We start from the raw sequence: 20,364 nt of genomic DNA on the forward strand, positions 1-20,364 counted from the left end.
CGAGCGCATCGACTCCGGAGACCCGACGGACACACCCGATCCTGATCCTGCGCACAGCGCGCACCCATTTTGAACCAGCACGGTTGGTGGTCGAAGTCCCACGATCCCAGGAGGTGACGATGAGCGAGGATTGTCGGCTCGTCGCGCCGACCGGGTGCGGGTGTCCGCAGGAACATAGGAGCAACCATGACGATTCACCACCCCGAGAACCAGGCATCGACCGCCGAACCGGCACCGGTGTGGGGCGCACCGCAAGCCAAACCTGCCAACGGCTGGTCGCGCCGCAAGACCGCGGCAGCGATCGGGATCGCGGCCGTCGTCGCGGCTGGGGGCGGTGCGGCCATTTACGCCGCGACCAGCAACGGTACGAACACCGCGGGACCCGCCGGCTTCGGGACGCAAGGACCCGGCGGGATGCAAGGACCCGGCAGTGCCCAAGGCCCCGGCGCAGGCACGGCACCCGGCCCAGGCGGCATGGGCGGCCCCGGCGGTGCACCGCTGCACGGCGAATTCGTCGTCTCGGACGGCAATGGCAACTACACCACCGAATTGACCCAAATCGGAACGGTCAGCGCGGTGTCCGCCACCTCGATCACCGCCAAGAGCTCCGACGGATACACCCACACCTACGTCATCGACTCGAACACGGTCATGCGCGGCGCCGGCCAGTCCGGAACCGAAACGGCCAAGGTCGGCGACACCGCGAACATCCGCGCCACCGAGTCCAACGGCACCGCTACGGCCACGATGATCTCGTCGGGAACGGAGGGCACTAGGTAGTGTTGGCGCGTGCCCGAATCCCTTGAAGCCGACCTCGAACTCGCGCTCCGGCTAGCCGACGCGGCCGACGAAATCACCGTCGACCGGTTCGGCGCGCTGGATTTGCGCGTCGACGACAAGCCGGACCTTTCGCCGGTGTCGGATGCGGATCTCGCGGTTGAACGGCGTCTGCGCGCGATGCTGGCGGAGGCGCGCCCCGATGATGCAGTTCTCGGGGAGGAATTCGGCGGCACCGCAACCTTTTCCGGTCGGCAATGGGTGATCGATCCGATCGACGGCACGAAGAACTTTGTTCGGGGCGTGCCGGTGTGGGCGAGCCTGATCTCGTTACTCGTCGACGGTGTTCCGACGGTGGGCGTGATCAGCGCGCCGGCGCTGTCCCGGCGGTGGTGGGCAGCAGCCGGTTCCGGAGCGTGGCGGCAATTCGCGGGCACTGCAGCACAACGGATTTCGGTGTCCGAGGTGTCCGCCCTGGAATCGGCGAGCCTCAGTTTCTCCAGCCTGTCAGGCTGGCAGGTGCTCGGCCTGCGCGAGAATTTCATAGCGCTCACCGATGAGGTCTGGCGGGTGCGCGGTTACGGTGACTTCTTCTCCTATTGCCTGCTCGCCGAAGGCACCCTCGAGATCGCCGCGGAGCCGGAAGTGTCGCTGTGGGATCTGGCGGCGCTCGATGTGCTGGTCCGCGAGGCGGGCGGCACCTTCACCAATCTCGCTGGGAAGCCCGGTCCACACGGCGGCAGCGCAGTGGCGAGCAACGGCCGCCTGCACGATGAGGTCCTGCATCGGCTGACGTTAACCAGCTAGCCGCGCCTTGGCGACCCGGCGGTACCCGCCCCAGCCGACAGCACCGACCACGATCAGCGCAATACCCAACCACACCGCCACCGCATCGGTGACCAGACCGATAATGCCGACGACGAGCAAAAACGTTGGCAGCCAACCGAACAGCTCGATCACCGGCCTCGGCGGATCAGCCTGTTCGCCCGCGGCGAGAGCCGCCTTGTTCGGCGCGTAGTCGGGATACCACTCGGTGAACGACACCGCGAAAACCAACGCCCCGATTTGCAGTACCCAACCGGTCCAGAAGTTGTTCGCCGTGCCCAGAACCGCATCCCCGTAGAAGCCGACTACCGCGCAAAATGCGAACGCCAGCGCCCACGCCCCAGTGATCATGTAATTGACGCGCAAAAACAGCGGGGAATCCCAGACTTCCTGCGGCGCCTGCTCTTTGGCGTACTGCAGGGTAAACGGCACCCGAACCAGCATGGAGCCGAACGCGAAGACGGCCAGCGCGATATTGGTCAACTCCCCGGCCCATAGTTCGAGCCACCGCGTCGCGCCCGCGCTGACGACTGCACCGACGATCGCCAACCCCGCAAAGAAGACCAGGTCGAAGATTTCGAGCAGTTTGATGCTGTCGCCCTCGCGTCGGGCCAGGAGGAAGAAAGCGACGGACAACCCCAGCGCAGCCAGCACCGCCGGCTCGGATCGTCCCGGGCCGGACACCAGCGACATCACCACCCACGGGGCAATGCCGGCCAATGGTGAATGCAGGAAGGCGCGTGCCACCGCGCTTGGTTGCAATTCCCTGATCCGATTGCGCTTCGACGCTTCCTGCTGGCCACTACTCGCTGCCATCACGCCTCCCCTCGACTGCCAGACAGGCTAGGCGAGCCAGGTGACGACCGTCACGTCAGCCACAAGCTCGACGCCGTACCTTACTCTGGAGTAAGGTAGCTACCGACCATGGACGAACGAACAGATTCGGTGATCATGAGCAAGCAAAACAACGCAACGAAGCGTAGGAAACCGCGCGAATCGGGAGTTGGCCTCAGCCATCCCAAGCGGGACTGGATGGGCGCCGCCATGCGCGTCATGACCTCGCTGGCAGGTTCCGACCTCGCCGAAAAATACAAACTCCGCGAGCCGATCAACCGGGTCACCTATCAGGGCACCAAGACCGGCTTCCGCACGCTCGGCGCAACCACGCGGGCGTTCAACAAGGTCAGCGGCGGCAGCAAGCCCAAGCGCCTGCCCGACAACGCGGCCAAGAGCAAGGGCTACTTCGACCTGACTCCGGACGACGACCAGAAGATGATCGTCGAAACCGTCAAGGAGTTTGCCGCCGAGATCCTGCGCCCGGCAGCTCACGACGCAGACGCGGCCGCGGAGGCGCCGAAGGATCTGCTGGCTCGTGCGGCCGAACTCGGCATCACCCTCATCAACGTGCCCGAGGAACTCGAGGGCGCGGCGACCGAACGCGGCGCCGTCACCAATGCCCTCGTGGCCGAAGCGCTCGCGCACGGCGACATGGGTCTTGCGCTGCCGATCCTGGCGCCCAGCGGTGTCGCCGTAGCGCTGACCCAGTGGGGTACCGACGCCCAGCAGCAGACCTACCTGCCGGCATTCACCGGCGAAAACGTCCCCGCCGCAGCGGTTGTCGTTTCCGAGCCGCGCGCGCTGTTCAACCCGTTCGAGCTCGACACCCGCGCCGTCCGCTCGCCGAGCGGCTACAAGCTCAACGGCGTCAAGGCCATGGTGCCCGCGCCCGGCGACGCCGAACTGTTCATCGTCGCCGCCGAACTCGACGGCAAGCCGGCGTTTTTCATCGTCGAATCCGACGCCAAGGGGCTCTCGGTGGAGGCCGACCCCAGCATGGGCCTGCGCGCCGCCGGCCTGGGCCGCCTGGTCCTCGACGACGTATCGGTCACCGAGGCCGCGATTCTCGGTGAGGGTGACGCGACGCAGCGTGCGGAGGAATACGCCGACGCCGTGCGGTTGGCACGGCTGGGCTGGGCGTCGCTGGCGGTCGGGACCGGCCAAGCCGTCCTCGACTACGTCATCCCCTACGTCAACGAGCGCGAGGCGTTCGGCGAGCCGATCAGCCACCGCCAGGCAGTGGCGTTCATGGTGGCCAACATCGCCATCGAGCTCGACGGTATGCGACTCGTGACGCTGCGCGGCGCATCGCGTGCCGAGCAGGGCCTGCCGTTCGGCCGGGAGGCGGCGCTGGCCCGCAAGCTCGCCACCGACAAGGGCATGCAGATCGGCCTGGACGGCGTGCAGTTGCTGGGCGGCCACGGCTACACCAAGGAGCACCCGGTCGAGCGCTGGTACCGCGACCTACGAGCCATCGGCGTCGCCGAAGGCGTCGTGCTGATCTGACCACCGACGCCGAATTACGAAAGAGCGCAAAGATGATCAACCTCGAACTTCCCAAGAAGCTGCAGTTCAGCGCCAATCAGGCGCACCAGGTGGCCACCGAGATCTTCCGCCCGATCTCGCGCAAGTACGACCTGGCCGAGCACGAATACCCCGTCGAGCTCGACACCATGGCCGCCATGGTGGAGGGCCTGGCCGACTCGGGCACCCAGGACATCGGCGGTGCCGCCGGCGGGCGGTCCGAGCAGAGCGCGGAAGACAAGAAGCACGCCACCGAGTTGCTCGGCAACAGCAATGGCGGCAACATGTCCGCACTGCTCAATGCCCTCGAAACCTCCTGGGGCGACGTCGGTTTGATGCTGTCCATCCCCTACCAGGGCTTGGGCAACGCGGCCATCGCGGCGGTCGCCACCGACGAACAACTCGAGCGGTTCGGCAAGGTGTGGGCCTCGATGGCCATCACCGAGCCGAGCTTCGGCTCCGACTCTGCGGCAGTCACCACGACGGCGGTGCTCGACGGGGACGAGTGGGTGCTCAACGGCGAGAAGATTTTCGTCACCGCGGGCGAGCGCTCCACCCACATCGTGGTGTGGGCGTCCGTCGACAAGTCCAAGGGCCGCGCGGCCATCAAGTCGTTCGTGGTGCCTCGTGATGCTCCCGGCCTGAGCGTGGCCCGCCTCGAGCACAAACTCGGCATCAAGGCGTCCGACACCGCGGTACTGCTGTTGCAGGACTGCCGGATTCCCAAGGACAACATCCTCGGGAGCCCGGAAGTAAACGTGGAGAAGGGTTTTGCCGGGGTCATGCAGACCTTCGACAACACCCGTCCGATGGTCGCCGCGATGGCGGTGGGGGTGGCCCGCGCCGCTCTGGAAGAGCTGCGCAAGGTCCTCACCGATGCGGGCGTCGAGATCTCCTACGACATTCCGGCGAACAACCAGTCCGCCGCCGCGGCCGAATTCCTGCGCATGGAAGCCGATTACGAGTCGGCGTACCTGCTCGCACTGCGCGCGGCGTGGATGGCCGACAACAAGCAGCCGAACTCGCTGCAGGCGTCGATGTCCAAGGCCAAGGCTGGCCGCACCGGCACCGACGTCAGTCTGAAGGCGGTGGAACTGGCTGGGGCCGTTGGCTACTCGCAGCGCACGTTGTTGGAGAAGTGGGGCCGCGACTCGAAGATCCTCGACATCTTCGAGGGCACCCAGCAGATTCAGCAGCTCATCGTGGCCCGGCGGGTGCTCGGTCTGACGAGTGCAGAGCTGAAATAGTTCCATCCCCATTCGAGCCCCAGTCGTCGCGCACGGCTGGGGCTCGAATGCATCTAGCCGGTCCTGTCTCGCGGGCGCTAATGTGCACCTGAGCCACCGCCGAGGAAGGGCCAACGCAACGATGCTGGGGTCGATAGCGAAGCACGTCCAACTCATCTCCGAATCCGCGCGGGCAGTTGGACTACTGGTCCAACGCGGCCTCATCGACCCACGCCGCCCGGACTTCACTCTGCAAGCGGCCCGTGACACTCCCCGCTTCGGGCCGGCCGCCGCGCTGATCAGGGTGGGCGCGCGCCGCTACGGCGACGTCCCGGTACTGGCCGACGAGCGCGGCGAACTCACCTTCACCGGGGTCGACCGCCAATCCAACGCGCTCGCCCACGGCCTGCGGGAACTGGGTCTGCGCGAGGGCTCGGTGCTCGGCGTGCTGGCCCGCGATCATCGGGGCCTGGTGCTGGCGATGGTGGCGGCCGGCAAGCTCGGCGCGCGACTGGTCATGCTCAACACCGGGTTCGCCAAGCCACAATTCGCCGAGGTGGTAGCCCGCGAGCACGTGCAGGCGGTCATGTACGACAGCGAGTTCGAGGGCTTGCTCGACGCGCTGCCCGAATCGCTGCCCCGGGTGTTGACCTGGGTCGACGGCGACGTGCCCGACGGAGTGCACACCATCGAGTCGCTGGCTGCGGGTCAACCGACCACCGCGCTGCCCGCACCGGCCACCGCGGGCGGGTTCATCATCCTCACCAGCGGCACCACCGGCCTGCCCAAGGGCGCGCCGCGAACCTCGGTGTCGCCACTGGCCAGTGCGCAGATGGTGGACCGAATCCCGTTCCCGCGCAAGGATTCTGTGGTCATTGTGAGTCCGCTGTTCCACAGCACCGGCCTGGGGACCTGGTTTGTCACCACGGCCCTGGGCAACAAGACGGTGTTGCGCCGACGATTCGACCCGGAGGCGACCCTGCGGATGATCGCCGAACATCGGGCGAAGATGCTGATCGCGGTGCCCACGATGGTGCACCGCATGGTCGAGCTACCGGCGGAGGTCCGAAAGCGCTATGACACGTCGTCGCTCGAGGTCATTCTCATTGCCGGCTCAGCGCTCTCACCGGAACTTACCGCGCGAACGCGCGAGGTCTTCGGTGATGTCCTCTACAACCTGTACGGGTCCACCGAGGTCGCCGTGGCGACCGTGGCCACCCCGCAGGACTTGATTTTGGCGCCCGGAACCGCGGGCCGCTCCCCCGTCACCTGCGAGGTGGCGCTGTTCGACGACGAGGGCCGCCGGATCACGGGCAACAACCGCACCGGCCGGATTTTCGTGCGCAGCGGGGCGCCGTTCGAGGGCTACACCGACGGCCGGCACAAGCAGATCATCGACGGCTACATGTCCAGCGGCGACGTCGGCCACTTCGACTCCCACGGCTTGCTGTTCATCGACGGCCGCGACGACGACATGATCGTCTCCGGTGGCGAGAACGTCTTCCCGCTCGAGGTGGAGAACCTGCTCATCGAGCGCGACGATGTGTTCGATGCGGCCGTCATCGGTGTGGACGATCCCGAATTCGGAAAGCGGCTGCGCGCCTTCGTCGTTCGGGGAGAAGGCGCGACGTGCGACGCCGACGAGATCCGCCGGTACGTCAAGGACAACCTGGCCCGCTACAAGGTCCCCCGCGATGTCGTCTTCCTCGACGAACTGCCGCGCAATCCAACCGGGAAACTGCTGCGGCGGGTGCTGGCCGAGATGGACGTTCCCGCCACCGAGACGCAGTAACAATAGGGTGATCAGGGAATTTTTGACGGCCAATTGCGCTGCTAGTCTGCCTTTACGCCCATCTGCTGGAGGTTACTGACGTGATCGGATCTCTGCCCTCGCCCCAAGACTCGCTACGCAAGGTCGGCGACCTCGCCAAGGGGGCCAACGTCTTGTGGCAGCGCGGACTGTTCAATCCGCTGCGACCCGACGAGGCGCTGCGCTCGATTGTCAACGTCTCCAAGTTCGGTCCGTTCGCAGGCGTGGTCATGCACGCCGCGCATCGCGACGGTGCTGCTCCGGCGATCGAGGACGAGCGCGGCACTCTCACCTACGCGCAGATCGACGGGCAGTCCAATGCGCTGGCCCGTGGCCTCGCGGCCAACGGCGTCAAACCGGGTTCCGTCGTGGCGCTGCTCGCCCGCGACCATCGCGGCATGGTGCTGAGCCTGCTCGCCGGCGGCAAGCTCGGGGTCCGGGTGGTGTTGATGAATACGGGGTTCGCCAAGCCGCAGTTCGCCGACGTCGCCAAGCGCGAGAAAGTGGCGGCCGTGCTGCTCGACAGCGAGTTCATGGACTTGCTCGACGCCATTCCGCACGACATTCCGCGGATCCTCACCTGGGTGGACGAGAAGGACAACGTCGATCCGAAGACGCTCACCATCGACGGCCTCATGCGCGGTCAGTCCACCGCCAGACTGGACCCGCCGGCCAAGCCCGGTGGCATGGTGATTCTCACCAGCGGCACCACCGGTACCCCGAAGGGCGCCCCGCGCGACAAGGTGTCACCGTTGGCGTCGGCGCAATTCCTGGATCGGGTGCCGCTACCCCGTGGCGAGACGATCATCATGGCCGCGCCGATTTTCCACGGGACCGGACTCTCCCAGTTCACCCTCAGCCTGGCGCTCGGCAACAAGGTGGTCTTCCAGCAGCGCAAGTTCGATCCGGAACAGACGCTGGCGAATATCGCCAAACACCGGGCCACGGCGCTGGTCGTGGTCCCGACGATGCTGCAGCGGATGATCGACGTCGGCCCAGACGTGCTGAAAAAGTACGACACCTCGTCGCTGAAGGTGATCTTCGCGGCCGGATCCTCGATCTCGCCCGACCTGAGCAAGCGCACCGAGGAAACGTTCGGACCGGTCCTGTACAACCTGTACGGCTCCACCGAGGTCGCCGTCGTCACGGTGGCCACCCCGGAGGACATGCGCAAGGCACCCGGAACCGTCGGCCGTCCGCCGGTCGGTGTGCGGGTGGAGCTCTATGACGAGAACCGCAAGAAGATCACCAAGCCGGACGAGGTCGGCACCATCTTCGCCTCCAGCGGATTGAGCTTCACCGGTTACACCGACGGTCGGCACAAGGAAATCGTCGACGGCATGCTCTCCAGCGGCGACGTCGGCCACTTCGACTCCGACGGACTGCTTTTCGTCGACGGCCGCGACGACGACATGATCGTCTCCGGCGGCGAGAACGTCTTCCCGCTCGAGGTGGAAAACCTGCTTGCCGACCGCAGCGATGTCCACGAGGCCGCAGTGATCGGCGTCGACGACCGGGACTTCGGAAAGCGCTTGCGCGCGTTCGTGGTTCCAGGTCCGGATTCCAAGCGCGACGAGCAGGAGATCAAGGACTACGTCAAGTCGAACCTGGCCCGTTACAAGGTGCCGCGCGACGTCATCTTTGTCGATGAACTCCCGCGCAATGCGACCGAAAAGTTGTTGCGCAACAAGCTCGCCGAAATGGATATCGACAAGTGATCTAGAAAGGGTCCGCCATGTCTTCGGTTTTCGACCCGTCCAGAACGCTCGAGCAGCGCCGCCAGGCCGTGGCCAACCTGTTCGACTTCGTGGTCAAGGGCAATGTCGGAGACAAGACGCGGACCCCGTCGGACGTGATCGACGACGGGCCGCAACGCACCCTGCACCGCTACACGTTCACCGGCACTCCGCAGGGCGCGCCGGTGTTGCTGGTGCCGCCGCTCGGAGCACAGGCAACGTGCTTCGATCTGCACTCTGGCTGTTCAGTGGCCCAGCACCTGCTGTCCCAACAGCGGCGCACCTATCTGGTCGACTACGGCGAGATCGGCGTGGGCGAGCGCAGCCTGGGTCTCGAGCACTGGATCGACGGAGTCGTTCCGACCGCCGTGCGCAAAGTTTCCGAGGACAACGACGGCGCGGACGTCGACCTCGTCGGTTGGTGCCTGGGTGGACTGCTGGCGCTGCTGACCGTGGCCGCGGACCCGAGCCTGCCTGTGCGTTCGGTGGCCATGGTGGCCAGCCCGTTCGACAACAGCGAGAACCCCTTGGCCGACCCGGTCCGCAAGGTCGGCGCCGTGACCGGCGGACGCGTCTTCGACAGCACGGTCCGCGCGCTCGGCGGGGTGCCGGCCAAGCTGGTGGAGCAGGGTTTCAAGGCCATGTCGCTGCCGGTGTATCTGAAGAAGTCCGTCACCCTGTTCAAGCACCGCGACGACCGCGAATTCCTCGCGCACATCGAAGCGGTGGACGATTTGATGAACAGCATGCTGGCCTACCCGGGCCGGGCGACGCTGCAGGTCTACCACCAGCTGTTTCAGCGCAACGCGTTGGCGTCGGGCACGTTCAAAACGGGCGAGCGCACGATCGATCTGGCCGAGGTCCGGGTGCCCGTCATGAACGTCGCCGGCACCACCGACACCTTGGTGCCCAAAGGCGTCGCCCACCGCGTCGGCGAGTTGGTGCCGAACGCGCCGAACGTGCGTCTGGAGACGGCACCAGGTGGCCACCTCGGCGTGCTGACCGGTCGCAGCGCCGAGACGACCACCTGGGCTTACCTGGACGACTTTCTCAGCTCAAATTGATCACATTCAGCTCGCCGTCGGCGTACTGAGCGCGCAGCCGCTTCTTGTCGAACTTGCCGACGCTGGTCTTAGGCACCTCGTTGATGAAGGCCCAACGTTCGGGCAGTTGCCACTTGGCCACCTTGTCGGCAAGAAACTCGCGGAGCTTTTCGGCGTCGGCCTCGGCGCCCTCCCGCAGCACAGCCGCGACCAGCGGACGCTCGTCCCACTTTTCGTCCGGCACCCCGAAGACGGCAGCCTCCGCGATGGCCGGGTGGCCCATCACCGCATTCTCGAGGTCCACCGAGGAAATCCACTCACCACCGGACTTGATCACGTCCTTGGACCGGTCCACCAGTGTCAGATAACCGTTGGGGCTGATCGTGCCGACGTCGCCGGTACGCAACCAGCCGTTATCGAACTTGTCCGGATCGATCTTGGCACCGTCCGGCGAGTAGTAGGACCCGGTGATCCACGGCCCCCGGACCTCCAACTCCCCCAATGCCTTTCCGTCGTTGGGCAGCACCGAACCGTCATCACCGACCAGCCGCGCCTGCACGCTCGCCGGGAACCGGCCCTGGGTGATCCGGTACGCGAAGGCTTCGTCTCCGGAGGTGCCGGCCGGCGGGCGGGCCACGCTGCCCAGCGGCGAGGTTTCGGTCATCCCCCACGCGTGCAGAATGCGCACGTTGTACTCGTCGTCGAAGGTGCGCATCATCGACGGCGGCACCGCCGCGCCGCCGACCACGACGTCGCGCAGATGCGAAATATCTTGTGGCGCAACGGCCAAACGGGCCAATACACCTTGCCAGATGGTGGGCACGGCTGCGGCGAAGGTCGGCTTCTCGGCCGCCATGATGGCCAGCAGCGGCTCGGGCTGCAGGAAGCGATCGGGCATGATGATCGAGGCGCCGGCCATCAGCGACGCGTGCGGCAGACCCCACGACATGGCGTGGAACATCGGCACGATGGCCAGGGTGGTGTCGGCGTCGGAGAGCGCCATGCCGTTGCTGGCGCAGACCTGCATGGAGTGCAGCCACATCGAGCGGTGCGAGTACGCGACTCCCTTGGGATCTCCGGTGGTTCCGGAGGTGTAACACATTGCCGCAGCGGATCGTTCGTCGATGTCCGGCCAGTCGAAGGTATCCGGTTGGCTGGCGAGCAGATCAGTGTAGGAGTGCACCTCGACGCCCGACGGTGCCTCCAGAGACGCCGCATCACCGTTGGCGACAATGACGTGTCGCACGGTCTTCAGCGACGGTAGGTACTTGGCGAACATCGGCACCAGCGAGCCGTCGACAATCACCACCTTGTCCTCGGCGTGGTTGGCGATGAAGATGAGCTGCTCGGGGAACAGCCGGATATTGAGCGTGTGCAGGATCGAGCCCATCGCCGGAATGGCAGTGTAGGCGGCCATGTGTTCGTTGTTGTTCCACATGAACGTGCCGACGCGGTCGTCCTTGCCCACTCCGAGGCTTCGTAACGCATTGGCCAGTCGAGCCGACTCCTGCCCGAGTTCACCGAACGTCATCGTGCGCAGCCCATCGCCGGTCCAGGTGGAGACCGTGGCGGCGGACTGGAAGGTGGCGCCGTACTCGAGGAGGATTGCCAGCGAGAGCGGACCATCCTGCATTGTGCTCAACATGTACCGTTAGCTCCTTTGCACCGAAAAAGTGACCGCGATCACTCGCCCACCATACTTTGACGTCTGTCGGTCAGCACTCCCGGCGGGCACCATCGCCGGCCGTCACGGTGAAGATGTTGGGGGCGCGCAGTTTTGCGGCGGCGAACCGCGCCGCCACACTTTCCGCTACCGCGGCAGCGCTGTCGGCGTTCACCAGCGCGAGCACGCTGCCGCCAAATCCCCCGCCGACGAGGCGGGCACCGTGGGCACCGCCGTCCAGCGCTGCCGCCACGGCGGCGTCGAGTACCGGGGTGGAGACCTCGAAGTCGTCGCGTAACGACTCGTGGCTGGCGGTCAGCAACGGGCCGATAGCGCGCGGATCCTCACCCGAACGCAGTGCCGCCACGACAGCGAGCACCCGAATGTTCTCGCTGGTGACGTGCCTAGCTCGGCTGCGCAACACCGGATCGGTGATGGGGGTCAGGTCGCCGGCATCGCGCAGCGAGGCGGCGCCGAGGGCTGCGGCCGCCGCCGTGCACTGCTCTCGCCGCCGGGCATATTCACCACTTACCAGCTCGTGTGCGGTATTGGTGTCGATCACCAGCAACTCGAGGCCGAAGGGTTCGAGCGCTAACGGAATGTGCTGCCATGTTCCGTCACCGAAGTCGAGCAGCAGTGCGTGCCCGCCCGTGCACAGCATCGCGGCGAACTGATCCAAGGTGCCGGTCGGTGCGCCGACGTAATCGTTCTCGGCGGTGCTGGTGATGTCGACGACCTCGGCGGCGGTCACCTCGATGCCATACAGATCGCGAACAGCGACCGCCACAGCGCATTCCAGTGCCGCCGACGACGACAGGCCCGCACCCATCGGGACGGCGCCGTCGATGTAGAGGTCCAGGCCGCCCGGCACGTCGAATCTCCGGTGAAACTCGTAGAGCACCCCCAAGGGGTAGCGCGACCAACCGGGCTCAGGGTTGTCGCCCAATGCCTCCAGCTCGACAGTGACCAGGTCGGGGGACCGCTGACGTGAAGCGACGCGCACCACCGGGTCGGCGCGGCGCGCCGCAGCACAGCGGGTGACCTGCGGGGTCGCGATGGGCAACGCGTAACCGAAGTTGTAGTCCGTGTGTTCACCGATGATGTTCACCCGGCCGGGAGCGGCCCAGACACCCGCCGGGTCCACCTCAAACCGCCGCCGAAACGCCGCCCCGACGTTCACCACGTCACCGCACGCAATTCGGCCGCGACGGCTTCCGGGATCGTGTCGTTGATGAACACACCCATGGCAGATTCCGACGCAGCCAGGTACTTCAGCTTGTCGGCGGCACGACGGATGGAGAAGACCTGCAGATGCAACCACCACCGCGAGCGGTGCGCGACCGGTGCCTGATGCCACGCGGCGACGTAGGGCATCGGCTCGGCGAAGCGGTGCGCGAAGCGATTGAGCACATCGAGGTAGCACCGGACAAACGAATCGCGTTCGGCATCAACTAGTTCCGGAATATTGGCCACCCGGCGACGCGGGAACATCAGCACCTCGTACGGCCACCGCGCGGCTTTCGGCACGAATGCGACCCAGTGCTCGTCGGCCACAACCACCCGCTCGTCGGTCGCCGTTTCCAACGCGAGGTAATCGGCGAAGAGGCTGCCGCCCAGCGGATTCAGCTCGAGCACTCCCCGCGTGCGCGGCGTGATGAACGGATAGGCATAGATCTGACCGTGCGGGTGGCTGAGCGTCACGCCGATCTCGCTGCCGTAGTTCTCGAAGCAAAACACCTGGGCTACACCAGGCCTCGCGCCGAGCTCGGCACTCCGGTCGGCCCAGACGTCGACCACCAACCGTGCTCGCTCGAAGGAGAGCGAGGCAAACGTTGCGTGGTGATCGCTGGTGAAGCACACCACCTCGCACCGCTCGAGCGCCGGAAAGCGGTTCTCCAGACTCACCACGGCGTAGTCGTGTTCGGGTATTTCGGTGGCGCGCTCCATGGTGGACGGACACAGCGGGCACCGGTCTGTCGGCGGCAGGAACGTGCGTGATTGCCGGTGTGCGGCAATCACCACAGGCTCACCAAGCAATGAGTCGAATCGCACGTCGGAAGCGAGCGGGACACCCTGGATCTCCCGCCGATCCACCGCCGTGCGTGGTGTGGGAACAGGGTCGAAATAGATGATCTCCCGGTCGTCGACCAAGCGGCGGCGGGTGGCGATCACCTCTGCGATTGTGCCAGCTCAGTCCGGCGCGTCGTCACCGCTGTCGACCGGCGTGGCCTCCTCGCGCTCCGCCGCGTTGCCGGGAACTCCACTGGCCTTGCGCTCCTCGATGACCTTGTCCTCCATGCCATCGACGACGTCGCGCAAGTGCTCGTTGGGCTCGGACTGCTCGGCCGACCAAGCGGTGCCGCCGCTGTCCGAAGGCTGTTCAGAACCGGTCATGTGCTGTCTCCTTAGCCGAATAGCGGCAGTGTCCGCTTGCGCGCCAGCGCATCCATCCCGGACTGGATACTCGCCTCGACCTCTCGGTAAACACTGCGCACGTAGTCCTCGTCGTCGGCGCGCTCGGGATGGGGGTCCACCTCGATCGCCGGCATCAGCCTGGTGCGAATCTTCGCCGGCAACGGAAACTGCGGCAGTGCCGCCGGTGCGATCCCCCACGGCAACGACACCGCAAGTGGAAAGACCTTGAGCCGCAATATCTTGTCCAGCCGCAGCGTCCGCGAGAGTCGGTCGCCGCGAATCAGCACCGGCATGGCGTCACCGCCGCCGACTGTGGCGATAGGCACGATCGGCACGCCCGCACGAATTGCCATGCGGACGAATCCCGTACGCCCGGCCAGGTTCGCTTTGTCACGTTCATGCCAGGGCCGCAGCGAATCCACCTCACCGCCGGGCCACAGCGCGACGTCGCGACCGTGGGCCAGGGCGGTGGCGATCGCATCCGGAGCGGCCGGCAGGACGCCCATGGACCGGAAGTAGCGTCCGATGAGTGGGATCGCCATCAACAGGTCATGGGCGGTGCCGTGCAACGGGCGATCCGGCCCGAAGTGCCGCCACCATTGAACGCCGACGGTCCACGCGTCCCACACGAACGGCGCGCCGGAATGGATGCCGATGAGCAACACCGGCGCGTCCGGCACGTTCTCCCAGCCGTCCATCTCCATCCGGAACCAATGGTCGATCAGCGGGTTCCAGAAGAACTTCTGCCGGTGCATCAGTTCCTCGTCCGGCTCCTTCAGCTCCCAGTCGGCGGCCCGATCGGCAACCCAGCCGCGAATGCCGGAGGCATCGGATCGCTTGTCCGCCATCGCACGGCTGACCTGCTCGGCGTGCTCGCGTGCCTGCTCTTGCACATGTGTCGGCCGTTGGTCAGTCATGAAAGCCCGGTTACCCAGATGCCGTGACGACTATTCGTGCGGCGGGCCGGCAACTACCGCGCCGCCAGCGTCCGGCCGAAGAGATCGAACAGGTTTTCCCAGTGTCGCGCCAGCGCATCGGCGTCGAAGACGGGAGTGTCGGCCATGGTGAAGCCGTGCTGGGTGCCGGGATATACCTCGCTGCGGTAGGGCACACCCGCCTCGGTGAGCGCCTGCTCGAGCCGCGCGATGGCCGCACCGTTCATGGACTGGTCGTTTTCGGCGTGCGCGAAGTAGAGCTCGGCACGAATGTCGCTGGCCAGGCGGTGTGGGCTGTCGTCGGAGTCGGTGGCCAGGCGCCCGCCGTGGAAGCTGGCGGCCGCGACAATGCGGTCCGGGTAGGCGGCCGCTGTGCGCATGGCCAGCACGCCGCCCATGCAATATCCCGTGGCGCCGAACCGGTCACCAGCCACCGATTCGTTGTTCGCCAGGAAGTCGAGGTAAGCGCCCGCATCCCGAACCGCCCGCTCGGGCGTGATTCGGCGCATCATCGGCATGACTGCGGCGAAGAATTTCTGCCGCGCGCCCTCGACCGACATGTCGGGCATGTCGATCACCGGTGCCGGGCCGTTGCGGTAGAAGACATTCGGCGCCAGCACGCAGTAACCGTTGCCGGCCAGATGGGTGACCATGTCGGCGATGGTCGGTCGTAGCCCGAAGGCATCCATGTAGAACAAGATTGCGGGATAACGGCCATCGGCTTCCGGTCGGGCGAAGTACGCGTCGCACGTTCCGTCGGGCGTTTGGATGTTGACGGTCGATAATTGCGCTCGGCTCACGTGTCGATTGTGCGCTGTTGTGTCAAACTGACGGCAGCGGAGTCTGTGACGACGCGTCAGCGATGACACTTCGAGGCGGTGTGCATGGGGCAGGAAACGGCAGTCGCCGACGGCACACTCGCGCTTCCGCCCGGCGTGCACGGCGCCGCGCAACCGCAATTCAGCGCCGCTGTCAACGGATTTCGTCGCCTCTTTGCGCGCAAGCGCGGCGGTGGCGCATTGGCCGTCTACCACCACGGACGGCTGGTCGTCGACATCTGGGCGGGCAGCAGCGACCGCGCCGGCCGGGTCCCGTGGGCATACAACACGGCGACGGTTCCCTATTCGACCACCAAAGGCATTGCCACAACGGTCATTCACCGCCTGGCCGATCGCGGCCTGCTCGATTACGACGCTCCGGTGGCCGAATACTGGCCGGAGTTCGGCTCGAACGGCAAGGCACGCATCACCGTTCGCGAGGTGCTCAGTCATCGGGCCGGCCTGTCCGGATTGCCCGGGATCGCCCGAACGCTCGACGACATCCTCGATTTCAGGTTGATGGAACAACGCCTTGCCGCGGCAAAGCCCGATCGGTATCTCGGTGTGCCGGCATATCACTCCTTGACCTACGGCTGGCTACTTTCCGGAATCGCACGAGCCATAACCGGTTTCGGGATGGCAGAGCTCTTCCGCCGCGAGATCGCCGAGCCGATCGGGACGGACGAGATTTGGCTCGGCGCGCCGCCGGCCTCGGCGAAGGTGGTGGCGTCGGAGTTTTCCGGCTCGCCAGCGGTGCTCGGCAGCCGAATCGCCCAGCGCGTCATACCCGTTGCGCGACGCGTTCCCGGGCCGTCCCGGGCACTGGTGCGCACCATCCTGGTGCCGGGCATCGAAGACCTTTTCGCTGGCGATGACCCACCCATCCTGCACACCGAAATGCCGGCGGCCAACGCTGTAGCCACCGCGCGTGGCCTGGCAGCGATGTACAACGCGATCTTGAGCAGCGATGACGGTGCCGGCCGCTTTCTGTCGGCCGAGACGGTGCGCCAACTCGGCCGGATTCAAACCCGCCAACTCGACCGCACGCTGTTTTTCCCGATGCGCTGGCGGCTGGGGTATCACTCGTTCCCGTTCCCGGGGGCGGCGGGGGCGTTCGGCCACCTCGGCCTGGCCGGCTCCGGCGCCTGGCTCGACCAGCGCAGCGGCATTGCTGTCGGATTCGTGCACAACCGGCTGCCGGAGCCGCGGTTCATGCTCATCGACCAAACCATTCTCGGCTGGCTGTCGCCGCTGATCATGCGGGGAGTCGCGCCGCCGCGGCAGCGCGGTTCCCGGATGCGGCGCGCGCGCCGACCGGGCTGATGTCCCGGTTCAGCGAGCGACTCGACTGCCTCCAGCAACGCCACCGCTGGCTCGGCTTCCCGATCGCCGTGATCTACAAGTTCGTCGACGACCAAGGCGGATACCTGGCGGCGCTGATCACCTATTACGCGTTTGTCTCGCTGTTTCCGCTGCTACTCATCCTCACCACGATTCTCAGCTACGTGCTGCGGAACTACCCCGATCTGCAGAAGCGCATCGTGGACTCGGCGCTGAGCCAGTTCCCGGTGATCGGCGACCAGTTACAGACCCCGGAACACCTCAGCGGCGGACCCGCCGGCTTGATCGTCGGCGTGGCCGTGGCGCTCTACGGTGGTCTCGGAGTCGCGGTAGCGTTTCAGAACGCCATGAATGTCGCATGGTCCGTCCCGCGCAACCAGCGGCCCGACCCCATCGTCGCCCGCGTCCGCGGCTTGGTGCTGCTCGCGACGGTCGGTGTTGCGGTTATCGGGCTGACCGTGCTCTCCCGGCTCAGCGCGGCAATAGACTTCGGCGGCATCTGGTCACGGCTGTCGATGATCGGGTCCGTCGCACTCAATACCGCCGTGTTCGTCGCGGCTTTCAAGATCGGCGCAGCGCGGACGTTAGGCATCAGACAAGTGTTGCCGGGCGCATTGTCCGCGGCCGTGCTGTGGCAACTGCTGCAGACGTTCGGATCGATCTATGTCGGCAACGTCATCGCCCACTCGACGGCCACCAACGGCGTGTTCGCCTTGGTCCTCGGTCTGCTCGCGTTTCTGTACCTCGCGGCGGCGATGATCGTCATCTGCGCAGAGATCGACGTGGTGCGCGTGAACAAACTGTTCCCACGTGCGCTGCTCACGCCGTTCACCGAGAAGGTCACGCTCACCCCGGGTGACCGCCGCACCTATACCGGTCAGGCGCTGGCCCAGCGCAACAAGGACTTTCAGCAAATCGATGTCAGCTTCGATCAGCCCGAGCAGAAAGATTCGAGCGAGGTGGCACCGACCTGCGACCCGGAATCGCAGGCTGACGATCAGCGGTAGCTGGCGTCCGGCAACATCGGCGGACAGGTACCCCCGGGTGTCGTCTCCAGTTCGAAGTGCCACCACTCGTTTTCGAAGCTGCGGCACAGGCCCCAGCGGTTCCCGTTGGCCTGCAACCATTGCGCGCCGGCCTGCGGGCCGACGTCGATCGCTTCACCGCGCGGGTGCGTCGACTCTTCCGGCGGCAATACCCAGTGCCGGGCGGCGTCCGGACTGCCGTAGGTATGGATGCCATCGACCCACAGTTGCTGCTGCTCGGCATAGGTGCGATAGCCGGAGGTGATCGACAGCGGCACGCCGTCGGCGTCGGCGGCGTTTTTCGCGAGCGTGTACGCGGTTGCCAACGCCGGCGTCAAGCCCTCGGTGCCCGCGGCCGAACCCGTGGGCACCGGCGCCGCATACGCCTGCGGAGCCAACCACCCGGACGTAATGGCGACCGCGAAACCTGCGGCAACGATGCTCACCCATCGCAGGGTTGCGCTGGTCGTGTTGGAATGCACCGTCGCGAGTGTAGTTCGGTATGGAAAAGGAACCGCAAACCCCGTCGTTACCGGAGACATAGCCGATAGCGTTGCGGGTACAAAACCTGAACATCCAGCGTGAACAGCCGGACCGGAGCAAGGAGGGTCGCCGTGACAGCCACCTCACCCGCTAGCAATGCGGTCGTCGATGCCGCGTTGGCCGACCTCGCCGGCGGCGAGGCGCGATGGGCTGCCACCCCGCTGCGCCGGCGCCGCGAGTTGCTCGACGAAGTCCACGCGCTCACCGCAAAACATGCCCACGAATGGGTCGAGGCGGCCATCGCGATCAAGGGCCTGGACCCGTCCTCGCCGCTGGTCGGTGAGGAATGGATGTCCGGGCCCTACCCGGTGCTCACCAACACCGCATCGCTGGCCGAATCGCTACGCGCGATCGAAGCGGGCAAGAGCCCGCTGCACGACGCGACCTTCCATTCGGCGCCCGGCGGCCGGATTGCCGTGCAGGCGCTGCCGAAGTCGGTGTTCGACATGTTGTTGCTCAATGGCTTTCGCGCCGACGTGTGGCTGCAGCCCGGAATCGACCGGGAAACGGCTAAACGCACCGCCGGCCTGGGTCAGTTGCATCCGGAGCAGACCCACGGCATCGGCGCGGTGCTCGGCGCCGGCAACATTCTGTCGATCGCCCCGCTCGATGTCCTCTACGAGATCTATGCCCACAACCGGGTCGCCGCGCTGAAGCTCAACCCGGTGACCGACCAGATTCTGCCGGTGCTGCAAAAGATCTTCGCCCCGCTGATCGATCTCGACGTGGTGCGCATCTTCACCGGTGGCGCCGACGTCGGCGGGTACCTGGTGAACCACGACCTGGTCAAGCACGTGCACATCACCGGTAGCGCCGCCAGCCACGACGCGATCGTCTTCGGTGCCGGCGCGGCGGGTAAGAAGCGCAAGGCGGCCAACAAGCCCGCCCTCGGCAAGCCGATCAGCAGCGAGTTGGGCGGCGTATCGCCGACCATCGTCTTTCCCGGCAACTGGTCGAGTGCGGACCTGCGTTTCCAGGCCGAGCACGTGGCCACCCAACGGCTGCACAACGGCGGCTACAACTGCATTGCCGCGCAAGCGATCCTACTCAGCGAGAGCTGGCCGCAGAAGGATGAGTTCCTTGCCGAACTTCGTTCCGCGTTCGAGCGGGCGCCGTCGAGGCCTGCGTACTATCCCGGCAGCGACGAGCGGGTGCAGCTCGCCCTGGACACCTTCCCGCAGGCCGAACGGTTGGGGCGCAACTCCGAACGCGTGCTCGTCACCGGGCTCGATCCGGAGCAGGATGATCCGCTGCTGCGCACCGAATATTTCGCGCCGGTGCTCGGCGTGGTCGAATTGCCCGGTGCCGGGAAGGAATTCATGTCGCAGGCGGTCGAATTCGCCAACGACCAATGTGTCGGCACGCTCGGTGTCAACCTGATTGCGCATCCGAACACCATCAAATCGCTCGGTCCAGCGTTCGAGGAAGCCATCGCCGACCTGCGTTACGGCACCATCGCGGTCAACACCTGGACGGGCGTCGGTTACCTGTCCTCTCGCGCGACCTGGGGCGCGTTCCCCGGGCACACGCTCAATGACGTGCAGAGCGGAATCGGTGTGGTGCACAACGGTTATCTGCTGGAGAAGCCGGAGCGCACTGTGGTCCGCGGGCCGTTCCGCCCGTCGCCGCGAGCGCTGTGGGCCGGCGAGTTGACTCTCTCGCCCAAACCGCCGTGGTTCGTCACCAACCGCACCGCCGCGACCACGGGTGAACGGTTGACGAAGTTTGCCGGAAACCCGAATTGGCTACTGATTCCTGGCCTGTTCGCCTCCGCGCTGCGTGGGTGATTCCTACTTGGGCCGATTGCGGTGAACCCGGACACCTTGGCGGGACCGCACCCTTGCCG

18 protein-coding genes are annotated in these 20,364 nt (G+C 66.1%); 10 read left to right on the forward strand and 8 right to left on the reverse strand.

Features of this window, described 5'->3' with window-relative positions:
• Positions 1 to 186 precede the first annotated feature (186 nt).
• Both FOS14_RS14725 and hisN read left to right on the forward strand, forming a co-directional pair.
• On the forward strand, positions 187 to 780 hold the full coding sequence (locus FOS14_RS14725; RefSeq protein WP_143771565.1) for a hypothetical protein: 594 nt from the start codon (positions 187 to 189) through the stop codon (positions 778 to 780).
• Positions 781 to 789: 9 nt separating this feature from the next.
• On the forward strand, positions 790 to 1,584 hold the full coding sequence (gene hisN, locus FOS14_RS14730) for a histidinol-phosphatase (RefSeq protein ID WP_143771566.1): 795 nt from the start codon (positions 790 to 792) through the stop codon (positions 1,582 to 1,584).
• Here hisN and FOS14_RS14735 read toward each other — a convergent pair.
• On the reverse strand, positions 1,573 to 2,418 hold the full coding sequence (locus FOS14_RS14735; protein WP_255450345.1) for a hypothetical protein: 846 nt from the start codon (positions 2,416 to 2,418) through the stop codon (positions 1,573 to 1,575). The genes hisN and FOS14_RS14735 overlap by 12 nt on opposite strands.
• 129 nt (positions 2,419 to 2,547) lie before the next feature.
• Between FOS14_RS14735 and FOS14_RS14740 the strand changes: the two genes are divergently transcribed.
• The 5 genes from FOS14_RS14740 (at position 2,548) to FOS14_RS14760 (ending at position 9,799) form a co-directional block, all read left to right on the forward strand.
• Entirely contained in the window at positions 2,548 to 3,945 is a 1,398-nt protein-coding gene (locus tag FOS14_RS14740; protein WP_143771724.1) for an acyl-CoA dehydrogenase family protein, read from the forward strand.
• Between the two features lie 32 nt (positions 3,946 to 3,977).
• A complete protein-coding gene (locus FOS14_RS14745) occupies positions 3,978 to 5,210 on the forward strand; it encodes an acyl-CoA dehydrogenase family protein (RefSeq protein WP_143771567.1) in 1,233 nt (410 codons plus the stop codon).
• 121 nt (positions 5,211 to 5,331) lie between these two features.
• Positions 5,332 to 6,981 carry an acyl-CoA synthetase gene (locus tag FOS14_RS14750; RefSeq protein ID WP_143771568.1) on the forward strand — a complete coding sequence of 550 codons (1,650 nt, stop codon included), beginning with the start codon at positions 5,332 to 5,334 and terminating at the stop codon, positions 6,979 to 6,981.
• An 80-nt stretch (positions 6,982 to 7,061) separates the two neighbouring features.
• Positions 7,062 to 8,717, forward strand: a complete 1,656-nt coding sequence (locus tag FOS14_RS14755; RefSeq protein WP_143771569.1) for an acyl-CoA synthetase — start codon at positions 7,062 to 7,064, stop codon at positions 8,715 to 8,717.
• Between the two features lie 17 nt (positions 8,718 to 8,734).
• The gene (locus FOS14_RS14760) at positions 8,735 to 9,799 is read left to right on the forward strand and encodes an alpha/beta fold hydrolase (protein ID WP_143771570.1); all 1,065 of its coding nucleotides are present in this window, start codon (positions 8,735 to 8,737) and stop codon (positions 9,797 to 9,799) included.
• Here FOS14_RS14760 and FOS14_RS14765 read toward each other — a convergent pair.
• The 6 genes from FOS14_RS14765 to FOS14_RS14790 form a co-directional block, all read right to left on the reverse strand.
• On the reverse strand, positions 9,786 to 11,423 hold the full coding sequence (locus tag FOS14_RS14765; protein ID WP_143771571.1) for a long-chain fatty acid--CoA ligase: 1,638 nt from the start codon (positions 11,421 to 11,423) through the stop codon (positions 9,786 to 9,788). The genes FOS14_RS14760 and FOS14_RS14765 overlap by 14 nt on opposite strands.
• Positions 11,424 to 11,493: 70 nt before the next feature.
• Positions 11,494 to 12,621, reverse strand: a complete 1,128-nt coding sequence (galK, locus tag FOS14_RS14770) for a galactokinase (protein ID WP_143771572.1) — start codon at positions 12,619 to 12,621, stop codon at positions 11,494 to 11,496.
• Positions 12,618 to 13,592: a galactose-1-phosphate uridylyltransferase gene (gene galT, locus FOS14_RS14775; RefSeq protein ID WP_185981790.1), complete on the reverse strand. Its 975-nt coding sequence runs from the start codon at positions 13,590 to 13,592 to the stop codon at positions 12,618 to 12,620. The genes galK and galT overlap by 4 nt, the downstream gene beginning before the upstream one ends.
• Before the next feature lie 39 nt (positions 13,593 to 13,631).
• Complete coding sequence (locus FOS14_RS14780; RefSeq protein WP_143771574.1) at positions 13,632 to 13,835, reverse strand: hypothetical protein; 204 nt, start codon at positions 13,833 to 13,835, stop codon at positions 13,632 to 13,634.
• 11 nt (positions 13,836 to 13,846) lie between these two features.
• Positions 13,847 to 14,773 (reverse strand): lysophospholipid acyltransferase family protein, encoded by a 927-nt coding sequence (locus FOS14_RS14785; protein ID WP_143771575.1) that lies wholly within the window; start codon positions 14,771 to 14,773, stop codon positions 13,847 to 13,849.
• A 53-nt stretch (positions 14,774 to 14,826) separates the two neighbouring features.
• Positions 14,827 to 15,591, reverse strand: coding sequence for a dienelactone hydrolase family protein (locus tag FOS14_RS14790; RefSeq protein WP_143771576.1), 765 nt, complete (start codon positions 15,589 to 15,591; stop codon positions 14,827 to 14,829).
• A gap of 84 nt (positions 15,592 to 15,675) precedes the next feature.
• Between FOS14_RS14790 and FOS14_RS14795 the strand changes: the two genes are divergently transcribed.
• Both FOS14_RS14795 and FOS14_RS14800 read left to right on the forward strand, forming a co-directional pair.
• Entirely contained in the window at positions 15,676 to 16,932 is a 1,257-nt protein-coding gene (locus FOS14_RS14795; protein WP_143771577.1) for a serine hydrolase domain-containing protein, read from the forward strand.
• Positions 16,932 to 17,957: a YihY/virulence factor BrkB family protein gene (locus FOS14_RS14800; RefSeq protein ID WP_143771578.1), complete on the forward strand. Its 1,026-nt coding sequence runs from the start codon at positions 16,932 to 16,934 to the stop codon at positions 17,955 to 17,957. The genes FOS14_RS14795 and FOS14_RS14800 overlap by 1 nt, the downstream gene beginning before the upstream one ends.
• Here the strand turns inward: FOS14_RS14800 and FOS14_RS14805 are convergent.
• Positions 17,948 to 18,373 carry a M15 family metallopeptidase gene (locus tag FOS14_RS14805; RefSeq protein WP_255450360.1) on the reverse strand — a complete coding sequence of 142 codons (426 nt, stop codon included), beginning with the start codon at positions 18,371 to 18,373 and terminating at the stop codon, positions 17,948 to 17,950. The two genes, FOS14_RS14800 and FOS14_RS14805, sit on opposite strands and share 10 nt — an antisense overlap.
• A 216-nt stretch (positions 18,374 to 18,589) precedes the next feature.
• Between FOS14_RS14805 and FOS14_RS14810 the strand changes: the two genes are divergently transcribed.
• Entirely contained in the window at positions 18,590 to 20,305 is a 1,716-nt protein-coding gene (locus FOS14_RS14810; RefSeq protein WP_143771580.1) for an aldehyde dehydrogenase family protein, read from the forward strand.
• Positions 20,306 to 20,364: the final 59 nt, after the last annotated feature.

The organism is Skermania sp. ID1734, assembly GCF_007489285.1.
Lineage (GTDB): Bacteria > Actinomycetota > Actinomycetes > Mycobacteriales > Mycobacteriaceae > ID1734.